This window comes from Teredinibacter haidensis, assembly GCF_014211975.1.
GTDB lineage: Bacteria > Pseudomonadota > Gammaproteobacteria > Pseudomonadales > Cellvibrionaceae > Teredinibacter > Teredinibacter haidensis.
The window spans coordinates 2,496,736-2,522,745 of the sequence record NZ_CP060084.1; the positions used below are offsets into that span (position 1 = coordinate 2,496,736).

The following is a 26,010-nucleotide window of genomic DNA, read 5'->3' on the forward strand; positions in this document are numbered from 1 at the left end:
CAACTCGCACCTTAAGCTGGCCCGGCACGCTTGCAGGAAGCTCGGTAAATGATATTAGCCAGTGGCTTACGTCTTGGAACCCCTTCGAGGCCACAGTTGCTATGGCTGCTTGCAATAGCGTGATTAACCATTCTGAAAACGCTTTACTCGAAAGAGCACGCCCCCTCTGCACCAGCGCATCGCAAAACTTAGCCGTATTTGATTTTTTAAACCCAGGCTTGAAGGAAAAAAAGTCGCCGTCATAGGTCGCTATCCCGGATTAGACGAAATATTACAAGGGCTGGACTATCGCGTTCTGGAACGTTCGCCCGGCAATAAAAATGATCTCCCCGATACTGCTGCCGAATATATTCGGCCAGAAGTTGACTGGGTTTTCATTACCGCCACGTCACTGATAAACGAAAAATTTACCCGATTAGCCGAGCTTTCGAAAAATGCCGTGAGCGTGCTAATGGGCCCGACTCTACCCTGGTAAGACTGGTTTTCCGATTTTGATATCGATTATCTCGCTGGAGTAGAAATGGTGAATGCAAAAAAAGTAGAACAAATTGCCACCGAAGGTGGTGGCACCCGAATATTTGAAGGCGGGGTTAACTACGCCGTCATCGATATGGAAACTAACACACACTGAACAGTACTCCGCGTAGCCAACCGCGAGTAAATTCGGGAAGCCAATAAACCGTCAAAGGCTACGTTCTATATTTTCCGTATAGGTTTTTTGAGACCAACACCAGTAACGCCAAGCCGAATAACGCCAGGGAGCTAGGTTCAGGAACCGAGGCTACATTAGTACCATCAGAATCTGTGCAATCATAGCAAATCTGAGTTCTAGTGCCGCCTACTGTCGTCCAGTAGCAATTACATGGTGCAGCGAAAATTATAGAGGAAAATAGCATTGAGATTATAAGCACCGATAGCCTTTTCATTTTGCGCGCTCCTTACACGGATTACACCGTATATCTATGGTATAGCACTAACAGAATAAAGTGTTTATATGGGAAAATCATTAGACATAAAACGATTCCACATCCACGCTATTTTATATACCAGAAGACAACAGAGCACGTCAGAAGCCCGATAAAAAGTCATTAAAAAGGGTAGCCCCCGGAAAAGCCCGCTTCATCACATTCCACGTAGCCGTGATACCGATACAGTGAAAAAGCAGATAAGATTTATGATGCCCATCAGTATGGAACAATTTATTCTAAGAACGGGACTTAGTGAAGAGACGAAGTTATGAAGGATGCTCGGCATTCGGGCTACACTAAGCAGACACCGGCAATCTGCCCAACCGAAAGCCCAATACGGCGCCACCAAACATAAGGATGTTACCTTTGACGGATATCATCGATCGAACCCTACCTGAATACAGCCTCGGCGTCCCAGAACTGGATTATAGACACGACGAATTTATTGGTATCGTCAACCACCTAAAAACTGCCGATACGGCCGATTTTATTCGTTTGTTCGCAGCCCTTGTCGTGCATACCGAAAAGCATTTCCATGCAGAGAACAAACTTATGCAGAAAACCCACTTCCCCGATCTCGAGGAACACATTCGTGAACACATGAAAGTACTGCGAGATTTAAAGAGCATAAACAATATGGTTGGCCGGGGCTCTATCATGATGGCACGCACATTTATAAGTGAACAGTTGCCCGAATGGTTCCGATTGCATACAACAACGATGGATACCTCACTTTCAATTCACCTACTACAAAGGGGTAAGTCACAAGAACGCGCTTAGGGACTCGCCCTGCATACGGCAAGTCTAAAGAATTCACCTATTGTGCTGAGCGTTCACTAAAATTATGTTTTGACGACCATACGTTTAACCGAGTCGTTTCCGCCTTCGCTTCGAAGACACTCCTCCTTAGAAAAACCAACCCATAGTGACAAACCCACCCGCAATAAACATTTTCTTGAAGACACTACAAGCCCAACTGTTAACACGCAAAAAAATAGATACAAGTCTTTAGCGTCACTTTTCCAGGCTCCTCATTGAAACGGGTATTGTAGGGTTTGCTCGGACGCATTGTTCTAAAGAAAACATTTTGTTGTATACCTGTTCGATGCCGATAAACCGTATGGCACAAATACATACCCAACCCGCTAACCCCTTAATAAATAAGGGTTTTTTGTTTTCAAAATAAATTACCAGAAAAACATTAGCGTGGTTTAGCAAACAAGTTGGTTCGCTAATTGCAGAAGCGGTCCACCAACAATTAAAAATTTTCGTAGCATTCAACGTAGGATCCATTTCTATGGCGTATTTTACCGAAATTAGCGTTATTCAGGCTGATACCATTATCGCCAAGCAAGATCCGCTAATTATTGATTATCGCGACACACTTTCATATCGTAATCAACATATTGAAGGATCTATACAGCCGCATTCAGCTCTAATTGACATGCTCATAAAAAGCAATAGATTTGATCACCCCCTAATCGTCTATAGCGAAAAAGGAAACCTTAGTAGAGATATCGCCAGCGAGTTTGGGCGTTCGGGATTCAAACAGTGCTACAGTCTAAAGGGTGGCTACGCAGCCTGGAAAGAACGTACAAGCTTATACAGCGTAGTTCCCTACAGTATCTATACTAACGAGTGGTTAGTCGAAACTGGATTTGAAGAACAATCTCTGAATATAGCAGATGAAAACAAATACACGGCGCTGATGCACTCGTGCAGAGAAGGACTAACCCGTATCGCTGCGGAACTAATTTCGGCAAGTGCAAATATCGAGCAAAGGGATTCTGATGGAAACACCGCCCTTTGGGCTGCGTGTTTCGGAGGAAACATAGAAACAGTAGAACTAATTATAAAGAACAAAGCCAATATCAACAACCAAAACGATGAAGGTTGTACCGCGCTAATTTATGCTTCCTTTTCAGGAAAAACCAATATCGTAAAGCTACTACTACAACATGACAGTAATATAAATATAAAAAATCATGATGGGTATACGGCGCTTGATGTAGCAACAAATCCGGATATCGTAGATATATTAAAGCATGAAAACGCTGGCAGTATCGAAGCCGTTATCTAAAGTAAAAATATCGTAAATATGAAAAAACGGAAGATCTTCCTCCTAAAATCAACGGCTTCCCTCTGTCATTTCATTTCCACCACGGAGCTTACGAAAGCATCAACTTGCTTCCAATCGGTATACTCAATAACAGCGTCGAGATTAACTGGGCCCTTTGTTAAGTACATAATAAATCGAATCATTTTTCGATCCCAAAAACCATATTTTTTGTAATCGATCTTACCAGCAAAGACTGCCTGTATGTTTGGCTGCCATCCAACCTGCTTGAGAAATTTAAAAAAATAGGGATTCGTTTCTGGATCACACTTTTCTGGCTTTCTTGCAACAAGATTCACAGAGAAAAAAGCAGTCGGAATTTCATTCAAGACCTGTTTATTTTTTACAATCAGATCGGAAATTTTCTTCCCATGCTTACCATAGCGGATGCTTGCGCCAATAACTATCTTGTCAAACGATTCCAACACCAGCGCTTCGCTGTCGTCGACAGACATCATGGTTACAGAGCAACCATTCTGAGAAAGCAATGTTTTAATACTCTGACTTATTTTTTGTGTATGGCCATCCGTGGTTGAATATAGAACTAATATTTTTTCCATAAGCTAACCTAGATTCTCCCCCAACTTTGATATAACGCCAATTTCTGCGTTTAACGTCTTACCAACGAACGTTTTGGACGCCTGCAGAATATATCTGAACTTAATCAGAAGTCCGTTAGGACCTCATTCGAGGAATAGTAGCACGTTAAAGTGCCCAGAGGATAAGACAGCTTATTATCAAAGACAGGATTCCTATCGAGGTCAATTTAAACAGGAAAAAGAATAGAATCGAGGTTGTTGAAAAACAAATCCTGGACAAATACCTCTTGCTTTCCTTTGCCCACGTTAGCCGACTATTTTCTCTGCAATAACAAAGCCAGACGCAACATCCAAATCATTTGTTAACTTTGAACAGTGTTCTCTTGAATCTACCAGATAGATGGCAAAAGCATCTTCTTCTACGACCGGCTTCCCTGCATGAATGTCGTCCTCTGTGCAATAGGTAAAATACCTCCCGGGGAACTCCTCCCGTATTGCTGGGAGAATATTATCGGACAGACCATTGGCATGTATATGAGCGACAACCATATCGAGTTCGGTTTGTTCAATCATTCGTAAACCTCTCATTTAAATGATGGGGAAGACAGGCTAACCACTATCAGCGTGGCAGCTTACAAACAACACTCCCGCGTTAAAAACTAGCGGTGGCGCAATGCCCAACAGTCACTCCCCGACAGAGATCATCCTCTTGGCGCGAACCGTAATAGGTAATCGCGGTGTTGCAATAGGCTCTAGATAATAGCTCGAACCGTCAGCAAGTGTTACTTCGCCTCCCCATGTTTCTTCGTTATCATGCTCGATAGAAATAATATTTTCCTCCAGATCCCGCTTTGCAACATAGAGCGTCAATTGCCCTTCATTGTTACGTCGAATCATTACATTGGGCATTGACATACTCCACAGGTAAATAACTTGATACAAAAGAGGCCGGAGATTAGATCACATCCGATCTCCGGAAAAGGTGTAACTGTAAACCGACCCAACTGAAGAATCCTCGAAAGAGCTGTACAACATTTAATCATGACTTTTAGTCGATTTCGGTACGTCAATTAGCGACTTAATCAGGCTAGCAAGGCTTCATGAGATAGGCATTTCTTTGAGCAAACTTTCGAACACGACATGCAGCCAATACAATCCATAAGATCCTTGATATCCATCATTTTTAGACCGTCATCGTCGTCATCAAAATCGTCATCATCATCTAAATCATCATATTCGTACGGTCGATGAGTTAGTTCAAACACATCCCTCGGACAGACTTTGTAGCACCGGCCACAACCTATACATGTTCCAGAATTCAACTTCGTTAAAAACATGGGAATCCATTCGCCACCACCGCGCGTACGGCCCACTATTTTTTCTTCAGACATTATTTATCTCCCTCGTTACTGGAGCAAATGTTATAAACAACAACAAAGGCATCATAAACAAATGCTCTTCTTTGTAGGCTCGGAGCCTAATTTCGTTTTGTGTCTTTTCAGCGTTAGCGGTATCAAAGCTAACCATTTAAACGTCATCCTGCATCAATATAGTTATAAGAATTCGAGCGAAAGGCATCCGGATGTGGACGACCAACGCCCGTTCAAAAATCATCTAATCAGGTCATAATTGTAATCTGTTTCCTGCATTAGACGTGTTTCTTCATCCAGACGCTCAAGTACGCTATTCACTAGAGTTGTCAATATTTGCATTGCTCCCTCATACCCCAGCGTGGTCTGACGATGTAAATGATGTCGATCGAAGATTGGAAAGCCAATTCGAATCAGCGGAACTTCGAACTCTTTACCTTTGTGTAAAGTATCACGCTGAATAAACTTACCATATGAATTTCCAATCATAAAATCAGGCTTGTTGGTAAACACAAGAGAACGCATATGCCATAAATCTTTCCCAACAAAAACTTCGGAATTCGCCCCATAAGGCGACTCCTCCAACAAAGCATCCATGGCCTTCTTCCATCGCTTGTTACCATTATTACAGAGAACATGAAGAGGCTCCGCGCCCAATTCCATTAGGAATTTCGTGAGCCCCATTACAAAATCAGGATCGCCCCACAAAGAGAACTTTTTCCCGTGCAGCCATTGGTGGGAATCGGTCATCATATCAACCAACCTTCCACGCTCCTTGGTTAACGCATCACCAATCGGCTTGCCACTAACTTCACTGACTTTCATCAAAAATTCATCAGTCCATTCCAATCCCATTGGAATATTCAATGTGGGAATTTCATGCATCCAAGTTTTACTTACGTACTTCTTGGTTTTATTCAACTGCCAGGGCTGAACAAGAAAAGTATTCAATGCATTCGGCGCATCTTTTATTTCTTCTTGACTTGTACCGCCCGCATAGATCCGGTATTCGCCATCCGCAGGGGTATCCAAAATCTCTTCTGGGTCACACAACAACGTAGACTCAACAGACATGTCTTTCATCATGCGCTTAAGTACACGATAGTTACCCAGATAGGTTTCGAACCCCGGAACCAAGTTAATCTTTCCGTTGCTCCCTACTTTTTTATCGTCCATATCCTTTAGTGTAAAGTAACGCATAATCCCTTCGAACATATTGTCCCAACCAGTAACATGGCTACCAACAAAGCTTGGCGTATGCGCGAACGGCGTTGGAATATCTTCCGGGAGAAACCCTTCAACCTTAGAGTTAGTGATAAATGCATTGAGATCGTCACCGATAACCTCTGCCATACAAGTTGTAGACACGGCAATCATATCGGGCTTGTAAATAGCGTTACAGTTTTGCAAGCCATCTTTCATATTTTGCTGGCCACCAAACACAGCCGCATCTTCAGTCATCGAATCAGAAAGGCAAGCAATGGGCTCCTTAAAATGACGGTTAAAGTAAGTTCGAAAATAAGCGACACAACCTTGAGATCCATGGACATAGGGCATCGTATTTTCAAACCCTAAGGAACAAAGAACCGAACCCAGGGGCTGACATGCTTTCGCGGGGTTAATTGTTAGAGCTTCACGCTTGAAATTCAACTCCTGATACTCTTCGGAGGTCGTCCACTTAAAGACCTCGTCTATATTTTCCTGTGAAGGTGTTTCTTCAAAATTTTCGCGCTTTCCCGCCAACGAGTCCTGGTATTCCTTATCACGAAAAAGGGGATAGCTTAATTTAATATTCTCTGCATCTTGACTCATAACATTTTTCTCCTTCCGCGCCACTCATCTGTGGACAGGCGGATGTGGACTCCAGTTTAGAAATTCAATACTCGCGCAACACTATTGAAACCTACCGCTGGATGAGTTGACAAAAACTACAACCTAAAAAGTTTCGCCACCGCAATTACATTATGCGGATGCTACCACTTCCTCCTCTTCTTCAACTGGTTTATCCCAAGGCGGAACCATGTTTTTCCAGCAAGGATTGTTCACTGTCATATCCATATCTTTGGCAAAAATAGCGAAACCATCAAAACCGTGGTACGGACCGGAATAATCCCATGAATGCATCTGCCGAAATGGAACACCCATTTTCTGAAAAATGTACTTCTCCTTAATACCAGAACCAATTAGATCTGGCTTCACCTTTCTTACGAACTCTTCAAACTCATACCCCGTAAGATCATCGAAAATCAGCGTGGAATTCCCCATTTCCTTTATGGTGCGATCGTAGTCATCATTATGAGCAAACTCATAACCGGTACCCACCACGTCCATACCGAGATCTTCATACGCGCCAATAATATGCCGTGGACGTAAGCCACCAACAAAAATCATTACGCGGCGGCCTTCTAGACGCGGGCGATACTTCTCGATTACGGCCTGCCATTGCGGCTGGTACTTGGCGATTACTTCTTCCGTTTTTGCCTGAATAGTTTCGTCAAATTGCTCAGCGATCTTGCGCATTGATTCAATGGTTCTTGTCGGACCGAAAAAATTGAACTCCATCCAGGGAATGTTGTATCTTTCTTCCATATGACGCGAAATGTAATTCATAGATCGATAGCAGTGGACCAAATTCATTTTTACCTTCGGCGTTAGCTCCATCTCAGAGATGGTTCCATCTCCGGACCACTGAGCGACTACACGCAAGCCCATTTCTTCCAGAATTCTTCGTGAAGACCAAGCGTCACCACCAATGTTGTAGTCTCCAACAATCGCGACGTCATAGTCAGTCTGTTCAAAACTGTCGTCATCATCACGGGCACTTAAAATCCAATCGCGAACTGAATCGTTAGCGATATGGTGCCCTAAAGATTGAGACACTCCCCGAAATCCTTCGCAACGAACGGGCACAATGGTTTTACCGTATTCTGCTCCTTTCTGCTTAGCAACCGCTTCAATATCGTCACCAATTAACCCAATTGGACATTCCGAATTGATACTAATACCTTTGTTTAAAGGGAAAAGAGTTTCGATCTCGTCGACAAGTTTGTTCAACTTCTTATCGCCGCCAAATACAATATCCTTTTCCTGAAAATCAGACGTAAAATTCATAGTTACAAAAGAGTTAACACCCGTAGCGCCAACGTAATAATTTCTGCGCCCCGCACGAGAGTATTGCCCACAACCGACAGGTCCGTGAGACACATGAACCATATCTTTTACTGGCCCCCATACCACACCCTTAGATCCAGCATAAGCACATCCCCGCTGAGTCATAACTCCCGGTAAGGATTTTTTGTTGGAGGTAATGCATTTTTTTGATTGATCCAGCGACTGATCGTTAACCATCAGGTGCTTCGCACGATTTTTCTTAGCCTTTTCTGGATAAATTTCCAGAACTTCCTGTATGAGGGCTTCAGCCTCTTCGCGTGACATCTCAGACATAATTGTATCTCCTGAATGTGTAGTGTACTGGGTATTAGATAGGGCTTAGTCGCAGCCTATCTGGCAGAGCTCATTAACTTGCCCCACCGTTTACGTCCTCAGGATCAAACGGCTTCAGCTTCAAGCTCCGCAGCAGTTTTACCTATGATACTTTCGTCATCCTCTTCCAGAATGCCGAAGTCCATCAACAACACTTCCAGCTCATCCATAGTCACCGGCTTTGGAATCACCATCTTTTTGTTGGCTATCATTTTTCTTGCGAGCTCTCGGTATTCATCCGCCTGCTTTGCGGTAGGATCGTATTCAATAACCGTCATTCGGCGAATTTCTGCTCGCTGCACAACGTTGTCGCGAGGAATAAAGTGAATCATTTGCGTACCCAGTTTTTCTGCCAGGGCAATAATCAAATCATCTTCTCGGTCGGTATTTCGGCTGTTGCAGATCAATCCGGCTAAACGCACGCTACCGGAGTTCGCGTATTTCACGATACCTTTGCAAATATTATTGGCTGCATACATGGCCATCATTTCACCGGAAACCACAATGTAAATTTCCTGCGCCTTGTTTTCTCGAATGGGCATTGCAAAACCACCACACACTACATCGCCCAATACATCGTAGAAAACAAAATCCAAATCATCTTCATAGGCGCCCTCTTCTTCCAGGAAGTTAATCGCTGTAATCACTCCGCGACCAGCACAACCTACTCCAGGCTCTGGACCACCCGATTCAACACACTTGATATCGCCGTAACCCGTTCTCAAAACATCTTCCAGTTCAAGATCTTCAACGGTGCCAGCTTCAGCAGCCATCTCCATAATGGTATTTTGAGCTTTAGCGTGAAGAATTAGACGGGTTGAATCCGCTTTCGGGTCACAGCCCACAATCATTACTTTTTGACCAGCTTCTGCTAAAGCCGCAACGAGATTCTGTGTAGTTGTAGACTTACCAATCCCGCCTTTACCATAAATCGCACATTGACGCATAGCCATGATGACAATCTCCTCAGTTTATTCTTTCTACCTAGGGGAATGAGTAATTAGCCATTAATCATCTCTTCCCAAATACGCCTGTAATTCACAGGCATGCACAACCTTATGAGCAGGGTTTGTGCCAGATGGTTTAAAGACCATTAAGCGATTGTTTTATAAGACCTTTTTATGAATACCTACATTAAGAAGAGCAACTTTGTAAGCAACAAAACAACCTATTTGTTGTGTCAATAGCGACAAAACGACAAGTGAAGGAAAAGCATTTTTTGAATAAATTTCATTTGTAATAAAGAACACAATTTGTTGCGTTTTAGTAGATCGAATAAAACTTTTCACGTACACACCCTTGAATTTCAACAATTTTTACTTGGCTTATAAATTGCTCTTACCATAGACATCAGAAACTAATTTGTAATAACTCAGGAGACAAATATTGTGCCCACCATATCGAAACTTATTGAAGGGTTAAAAAGCGGCGCCATTGTTCCCTATTTGGGCCCAGGAGTACTGAAAGGTGTTGTCAACAAGGAAAATGGGAAACCTATTCCCGCCGATAACGAGAGTCTTATTCTGGCGATGACAGGAGGAAAGCCAATGTCCCCCAGGTTAATGGTTGAATTTTCCCGCGCAGCCATGCATATGGAACATAAAAAGGGACGAAAATTTTTGGAGGGGTTCTTAACAAAAACGTATGGGGAAACACACTGGAGCCAGCCTGTATTTCATGCTTGGCTGGCTAATATAAAGCTACCTTATATTGTTGATTCGAACCGAGACCAGGAACTCCAGCACCTATATAGAGACACGCCTCATACGCTAATTATTGGTGTGGCGCGGCTTGCTGCTCACCCTTATCGTTTCGATATTTACGATAACAGTGACGGCAGTTATAAGATGATTAAACTCAATGAAGTAAATAAGAATCTACCCATTATATTCAAACCCATGGGTAGTCCCTTACCAAAACCGAGTTTTGTCGCATCCGATGCCGATTTCGTTGACTATATAACCGAGCTTATGGGAGGTTTCGCCATCCCGAACTGGTTAAAAGATTACCGAAAGAACAGGCAATATCTGCTACTGGGAATGCGCTTTACCCGCGATACCGAACGTATGATTTTGAGTGATATTATTTACAGCGCATCGCAAACTGCAGGCTGGGCGTTTATCCCCCAACCAACGGATAAGGAAAGGCGCTATTTAGCAGATAAAAATATTGAAATAATCGAGAGTGATTGGAACGAGCTAATTCAGACCAGCACGAGAGCCACAGCCGAAGCCTCCTAAACCACTGCGGACACTCTAAAAACGGGAACGGTATGATTCTTTATTGGGAACTAAAAAATTTCGCTAATTCCAATCAGGCTCAAAGTAATACGTTCCATTTTTCTCCAAAACATCGGGCGGCACCGCTTTCTGGTTGAAAAAAATCATATCCTTGTTTTAAATTTAACCAAAACTCATACCAGGGATGGTCTTTATATAGTGCCAACTTTTCGTGATAAAGATCAAAGGGGAAAATATACACACGAAAAGACGTCTGCTCGCCTTCAAAGGCAACCTGTGCGAGCGTATAAACTTCATTGATATATTTATCCGTCATCGCATAGCAACCAATAGATACGCAGCAACCATGAATCATTAAGGCGCCTCCGGTTCTTCCATTAGCTCTATCGTAGATATTTGGATAGCCGAGATTGAAAGAGAGATGGTAGGTACTCCAAGGATTAAGGTTTTCCGGCCGAATAAAATAGAACCCCTCCGGCGCCTGATTATCACCTTGTCTGGTTTTAGGACCAAGCGTACCCGAGAATGTACAGATGGGGTAGGTTTTAAACCGCTCAAACTGCTCGCCCTTCTTTACCCAAAGCTCAAGTTCTGAGGATGACTTGAATATCCTCATAAATATTGGAGCACCAAACACCAACCCTTTCGCTGTCAGGCTTTCCTTTACAGTATTAATTTGAATTATTCGACACGAAAAAAAACCGGGTGGCTAACCCGGTTAAGATCACTACCAATTATGCTACATTCCCGCAACTCTATCCTCTCGCATAAAGCGAATACGATCCTCGGGTTTATCCCCGATAAATTTAGCCAGCCACGGTGGCGGAGATTTAGCCATTACGCCTTGCAGTTGCAGTAAAACGTCTTTTGCTTCGCCACCAACAACCCTTTTAATTGGGTATACACCAGCCTTAATTACTTTTGCTGCTGCAGGGCCCCCGATAGAGACAACGTAGAGTATCTGACAATCGCCGATTAAGTTCGCACGGAAAGCATTGCGGTCTTCAGAAAGATCCGCTTCCACCGTAGAGCGAATATCGATTAGCTGGTGCTCGCTATCGCTAACCTGGTAAATTAGAAATCGGATACAGGAGCCAAAATGACCATCCAGTCGCTCACCAGTATTAGAGCAAATGGCCACTCGGACAGAACGAGCAGGAATATCCTGCAGAGGTTTTACCTTCGGTAAGGAATCGAGCTCGCGTTCACCCCACAGAATGCGTACAGCCTCTTTTATTTCTGGCAAGCCGAGACCCGTACCGTCGCTCCCCCTCTCTGCGCCACCCTCCGAGAGGCCTTTGGCTAAATCACCAACAGTTATCTTAAGCAAAGTTTGTCCATTCAACTCTCCCTTCACCTTCTTCTGTACAATTTCCAGTAGCTCACCAACATTTGTACCCGGTAGTGCACGCGCCGCCAGGGCAATTCGCAGTGCAGTTTCTCTATTAATTTGCGTGCTCATCGTTACGGCCTCTTATTCATCGTCATCGTCATCATCGTCCATTACGCGTGTAATTTTTCGATAGATTTCTATTCTGTCGCCTTCTTTTAACTCGCTGTCTTGTTTTACGAATTTGCCGAAAACACCTATCTTTTGGGTATTTAGATCGATATCTGGGCACATTTTTAAAATTCCAGATTGTTCAATTACGTCACTCACCCTTGCAGCGTCTTCAACATAGCAGTTTAATTGAATTTGTTTTTCTCCGGCATAGACCAGTCCTACTCGCATAGCTTAGCCCTCGATAGTCACAATTGGGGTTGATGAAGGCTTACTCGCTCTGATTTTTTCATCAACAACTCTTTTCAAAGCAATCATAACGCCCAGCACAATGAATCCTCCGGGCGGCAGGATGGCAAGTAAAACCCCCGCGTCGATTTTAATAAACGTTATTTCTAGCCATTCGAAGTTTTTACCCAACAGGGAAGATGCATGCGAAAAGAGCGTGCCGCTTCCGAGGATTTCTCTTGCGCCACCTAACAAAACCAGCGCCCAAGTAAAACCCAAGCCCATTCCCATCGCATCCAGCAACGAGGCCAGCGGGTTTTGCTTCATGGCAAAGGCTTCTGTTCTACCCAGAATTGCACAATTGGTGACAATCAACGCAATAAATAAGCCCAGCACTTTATAGAGTTCGTGCAACCAAGCGTTCATTGCCAAATCTACCAGGGTGACTGTTCCGGCAATAACAGCAATCATGATGGGGTTGCGCACATCTGCAGGTATGGCATTACGCATCACTGAAACCAGAACACTGGAAATTATCAGCACGGCGGTGGTTGCAATGCCCATTCCCAGGCCATTAGTTGCCGATGTGGTTACCGCCATTACCGGACAAAGGCCAAGCAATTGAACCAAAGCAATATTATTTTCCCATATACCGAAGGTGAAATAGTCTTTGTAACTGGTCACAGCTTCGCCATTGGTGGTGACACAACCACTACAATTTGCATGACTCATAACGCACTCACCTCTTCCGGATTAACCGTACCGTTTGCAATTAGCTCTTCGGAGTGACGCGCGTAAAACTCCAATCCCGAAACAACGCCTTTAACAATCGCTCTTGGTGTAATGGTGGCGCCGGTGAACTGGTCGAACTTACCGCCGTCTTTTTTTACCGCCCAGTCTTTAGCTGGTGTCTTATGTAAAGATTCACCGTTGAATACCGTTATCCAACTGCTTTTATCCATTTCAATCTTGTCTGCCAGTCCGGGGGTTTCCTTGTGGCTTAGAGTTCTAAGACCCAGAATCTCTCCGGAAGTATTAATACCCACCATTAAGGTAATAGTACCGCCGTAGCCTTCAGTCTCAATTTGAAATACAACCGCTTGCAGCAAACCCGATTTGCGCGCGAGATAGATATCGATCGGCTTATTCGAGAGCGCTGTATCTTCGATAACTAAGCTATCTTCAAGAGGTTTGTTGTCGAACATTTCCTGCGGTAATACTTGCGTGAGCACGACCATACGATCTTCCGCCAAGCGTTCCTGTATAGGCTGGTAGGTGGTTCTCTCTCCAACAAGCAGAAGAAAGGTGACTACCGCACAAATCGCACCCAGTATGAGCCCCTGGTAATCCACTCGGGAACGCCAGACCTCTAATCGCGACACTGTGATCTCGCTCATTTACGTTTAACCTCCCGTGTTAGTTCGATGGATGACATTGCTCGTAATGGTTTCCCTCCGGGAAAACGACCATAAACCCTCGGTCTGAAGTAGCGATCGATTAAAGGCGTGAATGCATTCATAAAGAGAACGGAAAAGGCCACGGCTTCTGGAAAGCCACCCCAGGAACGGATAATAAAAATTATGGCCGCACATCCTGCCCCAAAAATAAGTTTGGCAACGCGACCGACAGGCGATGTAATAGGATCGGTCGCGATAAAAAACGCACCTAACAACACACCGCCAGAACTTAAATGAAAGGCAGCACCCGCAAAATATTGATCGTTGTACATACCCGACAAATAAGACAACACTGCCAGCCCGCCGATCAGGGACACGGGGATTTCCCAGCTGATCACTCTGCGCCAAATGAGCCATAAGCCGCCCAGTAGTATTAAAATCTCGGAGGTTTCTCCCAAACTTCCGGCATTCATGCCTAACAGTGAGTTCCATACATTAAAGCTCTCTCTGAGAACTTCACTGGCTGGCTGTGCGAGTATTAACGATGTTTTTAAATGGCCTAGTGAAGTCGCACCAGTTAAACCGTCAGGAATCGCCGCACCCAAAAAGGTAAAATTCAATCCCTCCATAAAGCTCGGTGCACCTTCCGACCCAAGGGGTAAAGGGGAAACCCAAGTTGTTAATTGCAGCGGAAAGGTGATCAGCAGCGCTGTTCTAGCCAGCATGGCGGGGTTAAAAATATTTTGTCCAATTCCACCATATAGTTGCTTTCCCACTGCGATGGCAAAAAACGACCCCACTGCGCCTATCCACCAAGGCGCCCAGGGCGGCAGTGTGATGGCTATTAACCAGCCAGTTAATAGCGCCGAACCATCCAGCAGGCGGTAAAGCGGTTGATTCATTACCCACAGACACAAAACTTCAGTGATTACCGCGGCCAAACAAGTAACCACAAACACATTTATCGCGGGCCAGCCAAACAGATATAAACCAAAGAGTGTGCATGGCACTAACGCCAAACACACCTGCATCATAACGCCACCAACGGACGAGCCCTCGTGAGCGAATGGCGATGAGTAAATTGGTGCGTCGCTCATAAAACATCCTCTTTAACTTTTTTGTCGGTAACAACGGCGGCGGATTTACTTTCAGCTTCAGGCTTACGGCGCTTGGCTTTTTTAGCTGCTTTAGCTGCCGCTTTTTCCTCAGCCTCGGCGGCAATACGTGCATCTCTCGCGGCCTGTAAATTTTTGGTGTATTCCGTTTTTTTAGCCGCAGAACGTTTTGTATATTGTTCGCCTTTGGCATATTGAAAATACTGCACCAAGGGAATATGAGAAGGACATACATACGAGCAGGAGCCGCACAAGATGCAATCCTTTAGGCCATAATCTTCAGCGCCTTCAAAATCGTCAACGCGTGCGCGAGAAGACATTTCCAAAGGCAATAGCCCCATGGGGCAGGCCTCCACACACCGACCACAGCGAATACAGGGCGAGCTTAAACTACGGGGAATTTCATTCGCAGAAAGAGCCAACACCCCCGTTGCGCCTTTAATCATCGGCACCTGTGTAGAAGGCAACGGCACACCCATCATCGGCCCACCTAAAATCAGCTTCGCGGGTTTTTCTGTCAAACCTCCGCAGGCATCCAATAACTCCTGTACGGGGGTTCCCAATAAGGCTTCAATATTGCGTGGGCGGGCAACACATGCACCAGCGATAGTAACTGTTCTTGAGATTAATGGGCGTCCATAAATAAGTGCCTGCTGAATAGCGTAAACCGTTCCCACGTTGTGAACCAATACCCCCACTGAGGTACTGCGACCACCAGCTGGGACTTCCCGGCCAGTGATTTCCTGAATTAATTGTTTTGCCGATCCCATTGGGTAGAGCGTGGGCACCACTTCCACTTCGATCATACCGTAGGGTTCTGCAGCCTCGCGCATGGCGGCAATGGCTTCCGGTTTGTTATCTTCTATCGCCACCACTACTCGATACGCTCGCAGGATATGACGAATTAGGCGTGCGCCTTCAATGATTTCTTCGGCATGCTCGCGCATTAAACGATCATCGCAGGTTAAATAGGGCTCGCACTCGCTACCATTTACCAACAGTGTTTTTATTTCATGCTTGGCGCCCTGCTTTAATTTTACGGCTGCGGGAAAAATAGCGCCGCCAAGCCCCACAATACCGGCTTGAGCAACACGATCAGCCAACGCCATGGGTGTTTCGCTATAGGGGTCTTCGAGAATATCAGTTTCTATCCACCGGTCTTCACCGTCTGTTTGAATCACAATCGCGGTAGCGGGCAATCCAGAGGGGTGTGGCGCAATAACTTCACCAATTTCGACCACCTTTCCAGAGCTGGACGCGTGCACTGGCGCAGAAATCTCAGAAGGGGGAATGGCAACCAGCTGCCCTTTCAAGACTTTATCGCCAACCTTCACTATAGGAATGGCATCGCTTCCTGCGTGCTGACGCAAGGGTAAGTAGAGCTTCTCCGGTACCGGTGCCTTACTAATCATCAAAGCCGCAGAGCGATCTTTATGATGTTTAGGATGAACGCCACCACGTACTTGAGGCAACCTCAGCAAACTCGTTAACACGCTAATGTCTCCACTATTACATTAAGGATTGAATGGGCTATTCCCATTGTGACTATGCCGCAGTGGGCTTAACCCAATGCCAGCTATCAGGGGTAGCGGGCAGGTTAATCAGCGACACACAATCTTCCGGGCAAGCATCCACACATTTTTTACAACCCGTGCAGGCTGAAGCCAGCACAATATGTATTTGCCCATTCGCGCCCACAATTGCATCGGTGGGGCAAGCCCGATAGCAGCGGGTACAACCACTACACGCACTATCATTAATAGTGGCAATCATCGGCTGCGGAACTTCACCAATCGAACTGATATCCACATCGAGAATAGCGGCCAAACGCTCTACCAGAGTTCTTCCTCCAGGCGGGCAGAAGGAAATATCCAAGGTCCCTTCCGCCAAGGCCACAGCGGCGGAAGAACAGCCAGGTAAACCGCACTGACCACATTGACTACCGGGTAACAATCCTTCAATTTCCTTTACCAGTGGATTTTCATCCTCCACTGCCATAAAACGCCCGGCCAAGCCCAACAGGAGACCCAAACTCGTACCCAGCACGGTGATCACCAATGTTGCCAATAACATGCTTCCAACTCCTGCGTGCTCAAAGAAAATTAAAAACCTTTTACTAGTCCACTAAAACCTAAAAATGTCATGGCTAACAAGCCTGCTGTCACCAGAGCAACAGGGGGCCCTGCAAATGCTTTCGGCACTTGAGCCAAGGCAAGCCGTTCACGTAAGCCTGCAAAAATAACCATAATCAAACAAAATCCCAGCGCTGAACCAAAGCCAAAAACCAGGGCTTCTAAAAAGCTTTGCTGTTCGCGAACACTAATTAATGGCACCCCCAAAACAGCGCAGTTAGTTGTAATTAGCGGAAGGTAAATACCCAGAGACCGATACAAAGATGGACTGAACTTTCGAATGGCCGTCTCGGTAAATTGCACAACACCAGCGATAACTAGGATATATGCGAGAATACGTAAAAATCCGATACCCATCGGTTGCAGCACGTAGTTTTCCATCAACCAACTACTACCGGAAGCCAATGTCATAACAAAGGTTGTCGCGGCGCTCATACCAATGGACGTGCTGAGCTTTCCTGAAACGCCCATAAATGGACACAAACCTAAAAAACGCACCAAGACAACGTTATTTACTAGTACAGTTCCAATAAGCAGGCTTAAATAGTCCATTTTCACTACGCCTTAGATAATAAAAATAATGAATTTATGTGGGCAGCTGCATCAAACATGCCACGCACTATCCGTTAATGGGATACAACTTCCCACCCGACCAATAGATTGATTCACCTCAAATTAAATTATCGTAATCCGTAAATTTTTGATTTTATTCGCACATTTTTTGTTGTCGGGATTGGCACAAGACCAGAGCTGGAAGACACAGGGTGTTGTTTTTACGACAAGAAACAACCAGACAAACGCTTAGCAACAACGACAACGTTGGCGGCATTAACTGCGGCACAAAAATTGCTGCCATGCATTAGGGCGTCGCAAAAAACGAATCCGTACGACATCGAAAACTGACGCCGCTAAAGCAATCGTATTTAGGCAACGGCTAATATCACCGGAGAAACAAAAGGTCATGACAGAATCGAAAAAATCGCATGCGGAATTAGATCAAGTTGATTTTGTCGCTGAGATAACCAAGGGTAAAGAAAATAAAGTCATGGGACGAAAGCTAGAAAACACAATCTATGATTTTCAACCAGAAGATCTGTCGCCGGGTGTTTTTCACCAAGCCGTAGAGCATGCACCTATTGCAATATCCATTACCGATCTACATGCCAATATTCTATACGCCAACCGCGCATTCGGTAAGGTCACCGGCTACAACAGTGAAGAGGTTGTCGGAAAAAACGAATCAATCCTCTCCAATCATACAACTCCACGAATAGCCTATCAGGCATTATGGGGGCGCCTGCTGCAGAAAAAGCCGTGGTCTGGATTACTAGTAAACCGACGCAAAGATGATTCTCTCTACCTCGCGGACGTTTCTGTTGCTCCGGTTCTCGACGAGAAAGACGATGTTATTTGCTATTTAGGAATGCATCGAGATTCCAGCGATTTACACGAACTGGAGCAGCGCGTAAACAACCTGTCGGAAACCATTTCCACCGTTATCAACTCATCACCTATTGCTATGGTGTTATTGAGTTGTGATAACGACATTATATTAATGAACCCAGCTTTTCAGAATTTAGCTAATAAAATCGCGCCCGATTCAATATTGGAAGACGCTCTTACAAAGTTACTCAATATACTCGGCGACGACTTTATCAACCTTCGTGACAAAGGAACAAAATTCAACAGCCATGAGGTAACCGTCGACGAAGGTGCTTATAGCCAGCGTTGGTTTGTCTGCGATGGTCTTTCCATTTCTGTAGAAGATGAAACCCCAGACAACTTTTTCTGCCCACCGGAATCTCGCCATATTCTTTTAACCGTCAACGATATTACCGAACTCCGTCAACGACAGCAGGATTCCCAACTAAACGCACTGAAAGCGGTTATTGCAGAAGAAGAAATGCTGCAAGGCATTAGGGAAACATTCAACGGCGCTATTCACAGCTTACAAGGACCCGTTAACTTAATTGGCGCCGCGTTAAACTTATTAGAACGCAAGGAAACCCGCAATCAGGATGAACCCGTGTTACATGCCCTTCGCGATGCGCAGACGGCGGGCCTAAAAGCATTGGATCAGCTCAGCTCTTCACTCCCTGTCTATGCGGAAAACCCCAAGCACCCGGTAAATGTTAACGAAGTTCTACGTAGCGCCATTAGCCTTTCTGCTCATCAACTTTTGGCGCAGGGTATTGTTGTTGAATTTAAACCAGAACTTCATTTACCCGCTGTATTGGGCCGTGAAGGTAAATTAGTGAGCGTTTTCCGACAATTAATCAACAATGCCATAGAGTCTATGAGCAAGTGCAAGCTCAGTGAGCGAACGCTGTATGTTAAAACGTCAATCGACAAACATACGGTGAGAACCGAAATAATTGACCACGGCACCGGTATCCCGCCAGATTTGCGCTATAAAATTTTCGAGCCCTTCTTTAGTACCAAACCTCCTCACAAAGGGTGTCGAGGCATGGGACTGGCTATGGTGCAGGAGACCATACTGGAGCATGCCGGAACCGTTTCAGTAGATACAGACTTTACGGACGGATGTCGAATGATCGTAGAGATCCCATCCAGCTAATTATGGCCAAGAGAAGTCAGATGAACCCAACGAAGACTATAAGCAGTACGCCGAGACCGACAACTCGCACCGAACTTTTTGAAAAAGAAATGCAGGCACTTAGCCAAATCTCGCAAATTATTTGTCATTCTCAAAAAATTGAACAAACCTTTGCAGAAGTTCTTGCCGTACTCCACGAATCCGCCGGCATGCACCACGGATTAATTTCTATTTCCGACCCGGAATACAGTGCCGTTCAAGTGACAGCGATTCATAGCGATTCACCGGAGATATCCCGATTATCCAGCAATGTTCGCTATCGCAGCGGTGAAGGCATTATCGGTCGTATTCTTAGCCACGGAAACCCGATTGTACTCGGACGTATTTCGTCGGAACCAAACTTTCTAGACCGACTGGCCGTTTACGATTTTGAGCTCCCCTTTGTTGGCGTACCTATTGAAAATATAGAAGGAGAAACCATTGGCGTGCTGGCAGCACAGCCGGAGAGCCCTGCCGACGATTTACTGAGTGAGCGTTCTCGATTTATGGAAACCGTCGCGCATTTACTGTCGCAAACCGTTCGTTTAATGATTAACGTTGAACGTGGTGAAGAGCTTGCCAGCGAGCGCGATGAGCTTCGTCGGGAAGCGCGCGCACAATTTGGCTTCGAAAACATGGTCATTGGCCACACCTCATCTATGCGGCAGGTATTTGACCAAACACGGCGTGTAGCTAAATGGGACAGCACAGTATTAGTACTGGGTGAATCGGGAACCGGTAAAGAACTCATTGCCAGCGCCATTCACTACAACTCTCCACGAGCGAAGCAACCTTTTATACGACTCAATTGCGCCGCATTGCCAGAAACACTGCTGGAATCTGAATTATTCGGCCACGAGAAAGGCGCTTTTACCGGTGCAGTTAAACAGCGTAAGGGCCGCTTCGAACAAGCCGACGGAGGAACCCTCTTTTTGGATGAGATCGGTGAAATTTCACCCATGTTCCAAGCGAAATTATTACGCATACTGCAGGAGGGTGAGTTTGAGCGCGTCGGCGGTACCCGCACCATTAAAGTAGACTTACGCATAGTTGCTGCCACCAACCGCAACCTTGAGCAGGAAGTGGAAAAAAACAAATTTCGCGAAGATCTTTATTACCGCCTGAATGTCATGACTATCCGTATCCCACCTTTACGCGAGCGTCGCGCTGACATTCCCGAACTTGCAGAGTTTTTGCTAGACAAACTATCCCGTCGCCAAGAACGCAAGTTAACACTAACCAGCAGCGCTATCCGCGTGTTAATGAATCAAAGCTGGCCCGGCAATGTGCGCGAACTGGAAAACTGTTTAGAGCGCGCATCGATCATGAGCGAAGACGGCACCGTCGACAGTGATGCGATTTCTCTTACCGGCCTGAATACGGATATTCGCCCCGCGATAAACGACTACCAAGAAGTGCCCTCTATCGATTTAAGCGATGACAGTATGGATGAACGTGAGCGGGTGATAGCAGCCCTTGAGCAAGCGGGATGGGTGCAGGCGAAAGCTGCGCGTCTTTTAGGCATGACACCAAGGCAAATTGCTTATCGAATTCAAACATTGAATATAAATGTTCGGAAAATATGATAATCATTTCTTGCCCATTGCTTTAGGTATGCACTAAAAACTTAGTCCTATTTAATATTTAAGTATTACATCTATCAAACTTTGCCCTTCCCATCGAGGAGGGTAATTCTGGCGTGTAAAAACCCAAACAACCACACAGCCTGCACGCATATAGATAAAGTGGGCAAACTACTTCACTAAAACAAAACCTCAGCCCCAAATAACCCAATCAAGTTCTATTTTTTTTTACCATAGAGCTGCTAGGATAACTGCCGCCTTATAGCAGCATCTCCCTGCACGCTATAGGAGATAAGGCTCCAAAAAATAAAAATAACTCAATCAGGAGAAACTCCATGAGAATACCCTCAATCCCATTTCATCGACCGATGAAAAAGCTGTTAGAGTCGTCGCTAGCAGTCGCTGTTGCTTCGGCCCTTGTCGTTAGCAGTGCCCATGCTGAAGTTGGTAACCCGCGAGTTAACCAAGTCGGCTATTTGCCCAACAGTGCAAAAGTTGCCAGCTATGCTGCATCAACAAACTCAGCTCAAAGCTGGGAACTGCGCCAGAATGGCAACGTTGTCGCCAATGGTACCAGCACTCCCAATGGTACAGATTCGTCATCCGGTGAGAATATCCACCATATTGATTTTTCCTCTGTTACAGCAACCGGCAGCAACTTTACCTTGCACGTAGGTGGCGACGAGAGTTACGCATTTGATATTTCCGCCGATACGTTTTCGCCGGTCCTTTACGATTCCATTCGCTATTTTTACCACAACCGTTCCGGTATCGAGATCGAAACCCAGTACACCGGTGGTGGTAACGGTAGCTATGCTGCCAACTCCCAATGGGCACGCCCGGCTGGACATATTAACCAGAATTCAAATCAGGGCGATTACGCAGTGCCCTGCTGGGCAGACAGTGGCTGCAATTATTCCCTGGATGTCACCAAAGGTTGGTACGACGCCGGCGATCACGGTAAGTATGTGGTGAATGGCGGAATTTCCGTTTGGAAATTACTTAACATGTATGAACGCGCACTGCACATCAGTGGTAGCGCAAGTAAATTTGCCGATGGCACATTAAACATTCCGGAAAGTGGGAACGGCGTTGCCGATATTCTCGACGAAGCCCGCTGGCAAATGGAATTTTTAATGGCAATGCAAGTACCTGAAGGCGAAGGCAAAGCCGGTATGGCACACCACAAAATGCACGACGTCGGCTGGACAGGTTTACCTCTAGCGCCACACGAAGACAGTAACGAGCGCGCACTGGTACCACCCTCGGTCACCGCTACCCTTAACCTCGCCGCGACGGGTGCACAGTGTGCCCGCCTGTTCGCCGAGATAGACTCAGGCTTTGCCGAACAGTGTTTAGATTCCGCAAAACTCGCCTGGGATGCTGCACTGCAAAACCCCAACGAGACCTATAGCGGTGGTTATGATCAAGGCGGTGGAGGATACGGCGACAGCGAGCCCGCAGATGAATTTTTTTGGGCCGCAGCTGAGCTGTATATCACCACGGGCGACAGCCAATACCGTTCAACGATTGATAACTACACCATCTCCGCCACCGATTGGGCCTGGCCAGATACTGAACTGCCCGGTTTAATGTCACTGGCTATCGTTCCCACTAGTCATACCGCCAGCTTGAGCACCAGCGCCCGCCAAAAGCTGGTCGACATTGCCGATGGCCACGTCGCAACCATTAATAGTAACGGCTATATGGTCCCCAGCACCGATGAGGAGTATTACTGGGGTTCCAATAATATTGTTGCTAACAAGATGGCCTTAATTGGCTTGGCCTATGACTTTACCGGCGATGACATCTACGGCAAAGCCTTCTCCAAATCCATGGACTATCTGTTCGGCAACAACACCCTGTCTTTCTCGTTTATTTCGGGTCATGGTGAAGATGCACTAACAGAACCACATCACCGCTTCTGGGCGGGAACTCTGAATGGCAGCTATCCTTGGGCTCCCCCCGGTGCTTTATCCGGCGGACCAAACGATGGCCTAGAAGATGATACGGCAGCAGCAGCGCTGGCAAGTTGTGGCTCCATACCCGCAAGCTGCTTTATGGACAGTATCGATTCCTGGTCCACTAACGAGATCACCATTAATTGGAACAGTGCGCTTGCCTGGGTGCTAGCGTTTTACGATGACTATGCCGATTCAAATAGCAGCTCCAGCTCGTCTTCGAGTTCCAGTTCTAGCAGCTCGTCTTCTAGCTCCAGCAGTTCTTCTTCTAGCTCCAGTTCTAGCAGTTCTTCTTCTAGCTCCAGTTCTAGCAGCTCTTCTTCTAGCTCCAGCAGCTCATCATCGTCCAGCAGCGTCGGCGTTTGTGTCGATATGTGCAAGTGGTACCAAGACGATCCTCGCCCTCTCTGCGAGAACCAGAGCAGTGGTTGGGGTTGGGAGAATCAACAGAGCTGTATAGGTATTACAACCTGCGAAAGCCAAAGTGGTGATGGTGGTGTCGTTACCACTTGCACCGATACCAGCTCATCCAGCAGTAGTTCGTCTTCTAGCAGCTCTAGCTCGTCCAGTAGTAGCTCGTCCAGCAGTAGTTCGTCTTCTAGCAGCTCTAGCTCGTCCAGCAGTAGTTCGTCGTCTAGCAGCTCATCCAGCAGTAGTAGCTCATCGTCTAGCAGCTCTTCATCTCAGCCCCCTGGCGGAGTGGTTTGTGAAGTGACCTATATGAATCAGTGGGGAAGCGGTTACCAGATCAATGTGGATGTCACCAATAATGGTGATTCAGCTATTTCGGCTTGGACCGTTGAACTGGACTTCGGTGAAGATCCACAATCGACCAACAGCTGGAACGCCTCCCTATCCGAAACTGGCAACACCATTTCTGCCAGTAACATCGGTTGGAATGGTAACCTCAGTGCTGGCCAATCCACATCTTTCGGTATGCAGGGAAATTCCGATGGATCTCTCAACACTCCAACGTGTGTAGGCCTCTAACAAAAATCCCGACGTAAGAACCATTGAAAGCCATAAAACCCCGTAGCTCTGCTGCGGGGTTTTTCTTTATCGATCACACAACACCTGGGCCAATGTCGCACTCCCGACACAAGCATGACTAATGTCTGTGAGCTGCCGTACAACGTCTGCCCCACCCATTTAATTTTTCTAATAAAAACAACGAGTTAATACTACGGCATACAGTTTGCAAATATCCGTTTGAAACACCAAGCACCCAGAGTTACAGGCAGCAGACGTAAACGGAGACCATATATGCAACTCGAAGTTATTGGGCAGAGTAATGATGGGGGCTGCCCCTCCAGCGGATGCGGTAGTCGTGACGACCAGCTATCCCAACTGCCGCAACACATACAAGACAAAGTTCAAAATCACCCCTGTTTTTCCGAAGACGCACACCATTACTTTGCGCGTATGCATGTCGCCGTTGCACCGGCGTGTAATATTCAATGCCACTACTGTAACCGCAAGTACGACTGTTCCAACGAAAGCCGTCCGGGAGTTGTTTCCGAAGTATTGACGCCCGAGCAGGCGGTAATGAAAGTCAAAGCTGTTGCGGCCACAATCCCGCAAATGACGGTACTGGGTATCGCTGGCCCCGGCGACCCTCTGGCTAACCCAGAACGCACCTTCAGTACCTTCCGCCAGCTTAGCGCTGAAACACCCGATATTAAATTGTGCGTATCCACTAATGGCTTAGCGTTACCCGAATCGGTAGAAGAATTAGTCAAGCATAATATCGACCATGTCACCATTACAATTAACTGCGTTGACCCGAAAGTTGGCGCCAAAATTTACCCTTGGATTTTTTGGAATAACCAGCGAATCTATGGCGAAAAAGGCGCGAAAATATTAATCGAGCAACAACAAAAAGGCCTAGAAATGCTTGCTGAACGCGGCATCCTGGTAAAAGTTAACTCGGTAATGATTCCAGGAGTAAATGATCAACACCTCAAAGAAGTGAGCGACATTGTGAGATCAAAAGGTGCTTTTGTACATAATGTTATGCCCTTAATTGCCGAAGCAAAACACGGTACGTTCTACGGAATCATGGGGCAGCGCAGCCCCAGCGACGAAGAACTACAGGCATTACAGGACGATTGTGGCGGCGATATGAATATGATGCGGCACTGCCGCCAATGCCGCGCAGACGCCGTCGGCCTTCTGGGGGAGGACCGAGGCGAAGAATTTACCTTGGAAAAAATTGAATCCATGGAGATTGATTATGAAGCCGCAATGAAAACCCGTGCAGACATTCATAAAAACATTCTTGAAGAACTGGCCGAAAAACAGGTACAAAAAAAACGTTTATTAACCATTTTCGTTCCCTCCATATCCCCCAACATTTCAACCCGTTATCGCCCGGCGCTCATGGCAATCGCCACCGCTGGTGGTGGGATTATCAATCAACACTTTGGCCACGCGAGAGAATTTTTGGTTTACGAAGCCTCACCCAACGGCGTACGTTTTATCGGTCATCGAAATGTCGATCAATATTGTATTGGCAACGATACCTGCGGTGAAAAAGAAAGCGCATTAGATAAAGCCATTCGCTCGCTTAAGGGATGCGAAGCCGTTCTGTGCTCCAAAATCGGGTTTGAACCCTGGGAAGGATTAGAACAAGCAGGCATTAAACCCAATGGCGAACACGCGATGGAACCCATTGAAGAGGCCGTTTTGGAGGTTTACCAGGAAATGATTGAGCGAGGGGAATTAGATAAACCTAAACCTCAATTGAAGGTGGGCGCGTAACTCGCGTTTGCGAAGGAATCC

General features: G+C 46.0%; 24 protein-coding genes and 2 pseudogenes. 9 read left to right on the forward strand and 17 right to left on the reverse strand.

The features are described 5' to 3' along the window. Window positions 1-23 precede the first annotated feature (23 nt). A pseudogene (locus tag H5715_RS20560) lies at window positions 24-245 on the forward strand (enolase N-terminal-like fold-containing protein); the annotation flags it as partial. After that, window positions 227-631 (forward strand): annotated as a pseudogene (locus H5715_RS20240) (Rossmann-like domain-containing protein); the annotation flags it as partial. The pseudogenes H5715_RS20560 and H5715_RS20240, both read left to right, overlap by 19 nt. 58 nt (window positions 632-689) lie before the next feature. Here H5715_RS20240 and H5715_RS20565 read toward each other — a convergent pair. After that, on the reverse strand, window positions 690-926 hold the full coding sequence (locus H5715_RS20565; RefSeq protein ID WP_075185645.1) for a PEP-CTERM sorting domain-containing protein: 237 nt from the start codon (window positions 924-926) through the stop codon (window positions 690-692). A 408-nt stretch (window positions 927-1,334) separates the two neighbouring features. On the opposite strand from H5715_RS20565, the gene H5715_RS09765 reads away from it, so the two are divergent. Together H5715_RS09765 and H5715_RS09770 are read left to right on the forward strand one after the other, a co-directional pair. Next, a complete protein-coding gene (locus H5715_RS09765) occupies window positions 1,335-1,748 on the forward strand; it encodes a bacteriohemerythrin (RefSeq protein WP_175574259.1) in 414 nt (137 codons plus the stop codon). A 517-nt stretch (window positions 1,749-2,265) separates the two neighbouring features. Beyond that, a complete protein-coding gene (locus tag H5715_RS09770) occupies window positions 2,266-3,048 on the forward strand; it encodes an ankyrin repeat domain-containing protein (protein WP_075185647.1) in 783 nt (260 codons plus the stop codon). A gap of 65 nt (window positions 3,049-3,113) precedes the next feature. Here the strand turns inward: H5715_RS09770 and hemG are convergent, their stop codons facing one another. The 7 genes from hemG to nifH all read right to left on the reverse strand — a co-directional run bounded on the left by hemG (window position 3,114) and on the right by nifH (window position 9,429). Next, the gene (gene hemG, locus H5715_RS09775; protein WP_075185648.1) at window positions 3,114-3,644 is read right to left on the reverse strand and encodes a menaquinone-dependent protoporphyrinogen IX dehydrogenase; all 531 of its coding nucleotides are present in this window, start codon (window positions 3,642-3,644) and stop codon (window positions 3,114-3,116) included. Between the two features lie 285 nt (window positions 3,645-3,929). Then, window positions 3,930-4,196, reverse strand: a complete 267-nt coding sequence (locus H5715_RS09780) for a DUF6129 family protein (RefSeq protein WP_075185649.1) — start codon at window positions 4,194-4,196, stop codon at window positions 3,930-3,932. A 111-nt stretch (window positions 4,197-4,307) separates the two neighbouring features. Next, complete coding sequence (nifT, locus tag H5715_RS09785) at window positions 4,308-4,532, reverse strand: putative nitrogen fixation protein NifT (RefSeq protein ID WP_075185650.1); 225 nt, start codon at window positions 4,530-4,532, stop codon at window positions 4,308-4,310. 173 nt (window positions 4,533-4,705) lie between these two features. Next, window positions 4,706-5,014: a ferredoxin III, nif-specific gene (gene fdxB, locus H5715_RS09790; protein WP_075185651.1), complete on the reverse strand. Its 309-nt coding sequence runs from the start codon at window positions 5,012-5,014 to the stop codon at window positions 4,706-4,708. 219 nt (window positions 5,015-5,233) lie between these two features. Next, window positions 5,234-6,805 (reverse strand): nitrogenase molybdenum-iron protein subunit beta, encoded by a 1,572-nt coding sequence (gene nifK / locus H5715_RS09795; protein WP_075185652.1) that lies wholly within the window; start codon window positions 6,803-6,805, stop codon window positions 5,234-5,236. Between the two features lie 150 nt (window positions 6,806-6,955). Further along, window positions 6,956-8,437 carry a nitrogenase molybdenum-iron protein alpha chain gene (nifD, locus tag H5715_RS09800; RefSeq protein WP_075185653.1) on the reverse strand — a complete coding sequence of 494 codons (1,482 nt, stop codon included), beginning with the start codon at window positions 8,435-8,437 and terminating at the stop codon, window positions 6,956-6,958. Window positions 8,438-8,541: 104 nt separating this feature from the next. Continuing rightward, window positions 8,542-9,429, reverse strand: a complete 888-nt coding sequence (gene nifH / locus H5715_RS09805) for a nitrogenase iron protein (RefSeq protein ID WP_075185654.1) — start codon at window positions 9,427-9,429, stop codon at window positions 8,542-8,544. Window positions 9,430-9,864: 435 nt separating this feature from the next. Here nifH and H5715_RS09810 point away from each other — a divergent pair, with 435 nt between their 5' ends. Then, complete coding sequence (locus H5715_RS09810; RefSeq protein WP_246434494.1) at window positions 9,865-10,716, forward strand: SIR2 family protein; 852 nt, start codon at window positions 9,865-9,867, stop codon at window positions 10,714-10,716. A 79-nt stretch (window positions 10,717-10,795) separates the two neighbouring features. On the opposite strand, the gene H5715_RS09815 is transcribed toward H5715_RS09810, so the two are convergent. The 9 genes from H5715_RS09815 to rsxA form a co-directional block, all read right to left on the reverse strand. Then, window positions 10,796-11,353 (reverse strand): L,D-transpeptidase family protein, encoded by a 558-nt coding sequence (locus H5715_RS09815; protein WP_075185656.1) that lies wholly within the window; start codon window positions 11,351-11,353, stop codon window positions 10,796-10,798. 102 nt (window positions 11,354-11,455) lie between these two features. Continuing rightward, window positions 11,456-12,178, reverse strand: coding sequence for a dinitrogenase iron-molybdenum cofactor N-terminal domain-containing protein (locus H5715_RS09820; RefSeq protein ID WP_075185657.1), 723 nt, complete (start codon window positions 12,176-12,178; stop codon window positions 11,456-11,458). A gap of 12 nt (window positions 12,179-12,190) precedes the next feature. Continuing rightward, window positions 12,191-12,448 carry an RnfH family protein gene (locus H5715_RS09825; protein WP_075185658.1) on the reverse strand — a complete coding sequence of 86 codons (258 nt, stop codon included), beginning with the start codon at window positions 12,446-12,448 and terminating at the stop codon, window positions 12,191-12,193. Window positions 12,449-12,451: 3 nt separating this feature from the next. Next, window positions 12,452-13,177: an electron transport complex subunit E gene (locus H5715_RS09830; protein WP_075185659.1), complete on the reverse strand. Its 726-nt coding sequence runs from the start codon at window positions 13,175-13,177 to the stop codon at window positions 12,452-12,454. Beyond that, window positions 13,174-13,842, reverse strand: coding sequence for an electron transport complex subunit RsxG (gene rsxG / locus H5715_RS09835; RefSeq protein ID WP_075185660.1), 669 nt, complete (start codon window positions 13,840-13,842; stop codon window positions 13,174-13,176). The genes H5715_RS09830 and rsxG overlap by 4 nt, the downstream gene beginning before the upstream one ends. After that, window positions 13,839-14,939, reverse strand: coding sequence for an RnfABCDGE type electron transport complex subunit D (locus H5715_RS09840; RefSeq protein WP_075185661.1), 1,101 nt, complete (start codon window positions 14,937-14,939; stop codon window positions 13,839-13,841). Before H5715_RS09840 ends, rsxG begins: the two co-directional genes overlap by 4 nt. After that, window positions 14,936-16,450: an electron transport complex subunit RsxC gene (gene rsxC / locus H5715_RS09845; protein ID WP_075185662.1), complete on the reverse strand. Its 1,515-nt coding sequence runs from the start codon at window positions 16,448-16,450 to the stop codon at window positions 14,936-14,938. The genes H5715_RS09840 and rsxC overlap by 4 nt, the downstream gene beginning before the upstream one ends. Window positions 16,451-16,502: 52 nt before the next feature. Continuing rightward, a complete protein-coding gene (locus tag H5715_RS09850) occupies window positions 16,503-17,030 on the reverse strand; it encodes an RnfABCDGE type electron transport complex subunit B (RefSeq protein ID WP_075185663.1) in 528 nt (175 codons plus the stop codon). Window positions 17,031-17,059: 29 nt separating this feature from the next. Next, window positions 17,060-17,641 carry an electron transport complex subunit RsxA gene (rsxA, locus tag H5715_RS09855; protein ID WP_075185664.1) on the reverse strand — a complete coding sequence of 194 codons (582 nt, stop codon included), beginning with the start codon at window positions 17,639-17,641 and terminating at the stop codon, window positions 17,060-17,062. 409 nt (window positions 17,642-18,050) lie between these two features. Between rsxA and nifL the strand changes: the two genes are divergently transcribed. The 4 genes from nifL to nifB all read left to right on the forward strand — a co-directional run bounded on the left by nifL (window position 18,051) and on the right by nifB (window position 25,989). Continuing rightward, window positions 18,051-19,667 carry a nitrogen fixation negative regulator NifL gene (gene nifL / locus H5715_RS09860; protein ID WP_246434495.1) on the forward strand — a complete coding sequence of 539 codons (1,617 nt, stop codon included), beginning with the start codon at window positions 18,051-18,053 and terminating at the stop codon, window positions 19,665-19,667. A 20-nt stretch (window positions 19,668-19,687) separates the two neighbouring features. Further along, window positions 19,688-21,271, forward strand: a complete 1,584-nt coding sequence (gene nifA / locus H5715_RS09865; RefSeq protein WP_075185665.1) for a nif-specific transcriptional activator NifA — start codon at window positions 19,688-19,690, stop codon at window positions 21,269-21,271. A 332-nt stretch (window positions 21,272-21,603) separates the two neighbouring features. Further along, window positions 21,604-24,219 (forward strand): glycoside hydrolase family 9 protein, encoded by a 2,616-nt coding sequence (locus tag H5715_RS09870; RefSeq protein ID WP_083608018.1) that lies wholly within the window; start codon window positions 21,604-21,606, stop codon window positions 24,217-24,219. A gap of 273 nt (window positions 24,220-24,492) precedes the next feature. Beyond that, window positions 24,493-25,989 carry a nitrogenase cofactor biosynthesis protein NifB gene (gene nifB / locus H5715_RS09875; RefSeq protein ID WP_075185667.1) on the forward strand — a complete coding sequence of 499 codons (1,497 nt, stop codon included), beginning with the start codon at window positions 24,493-24,495 and terminating at the stop codon, window positions 25,987-25,989. Window positions 25,990-26,010 lie beyond the last annotated feature (21 nt).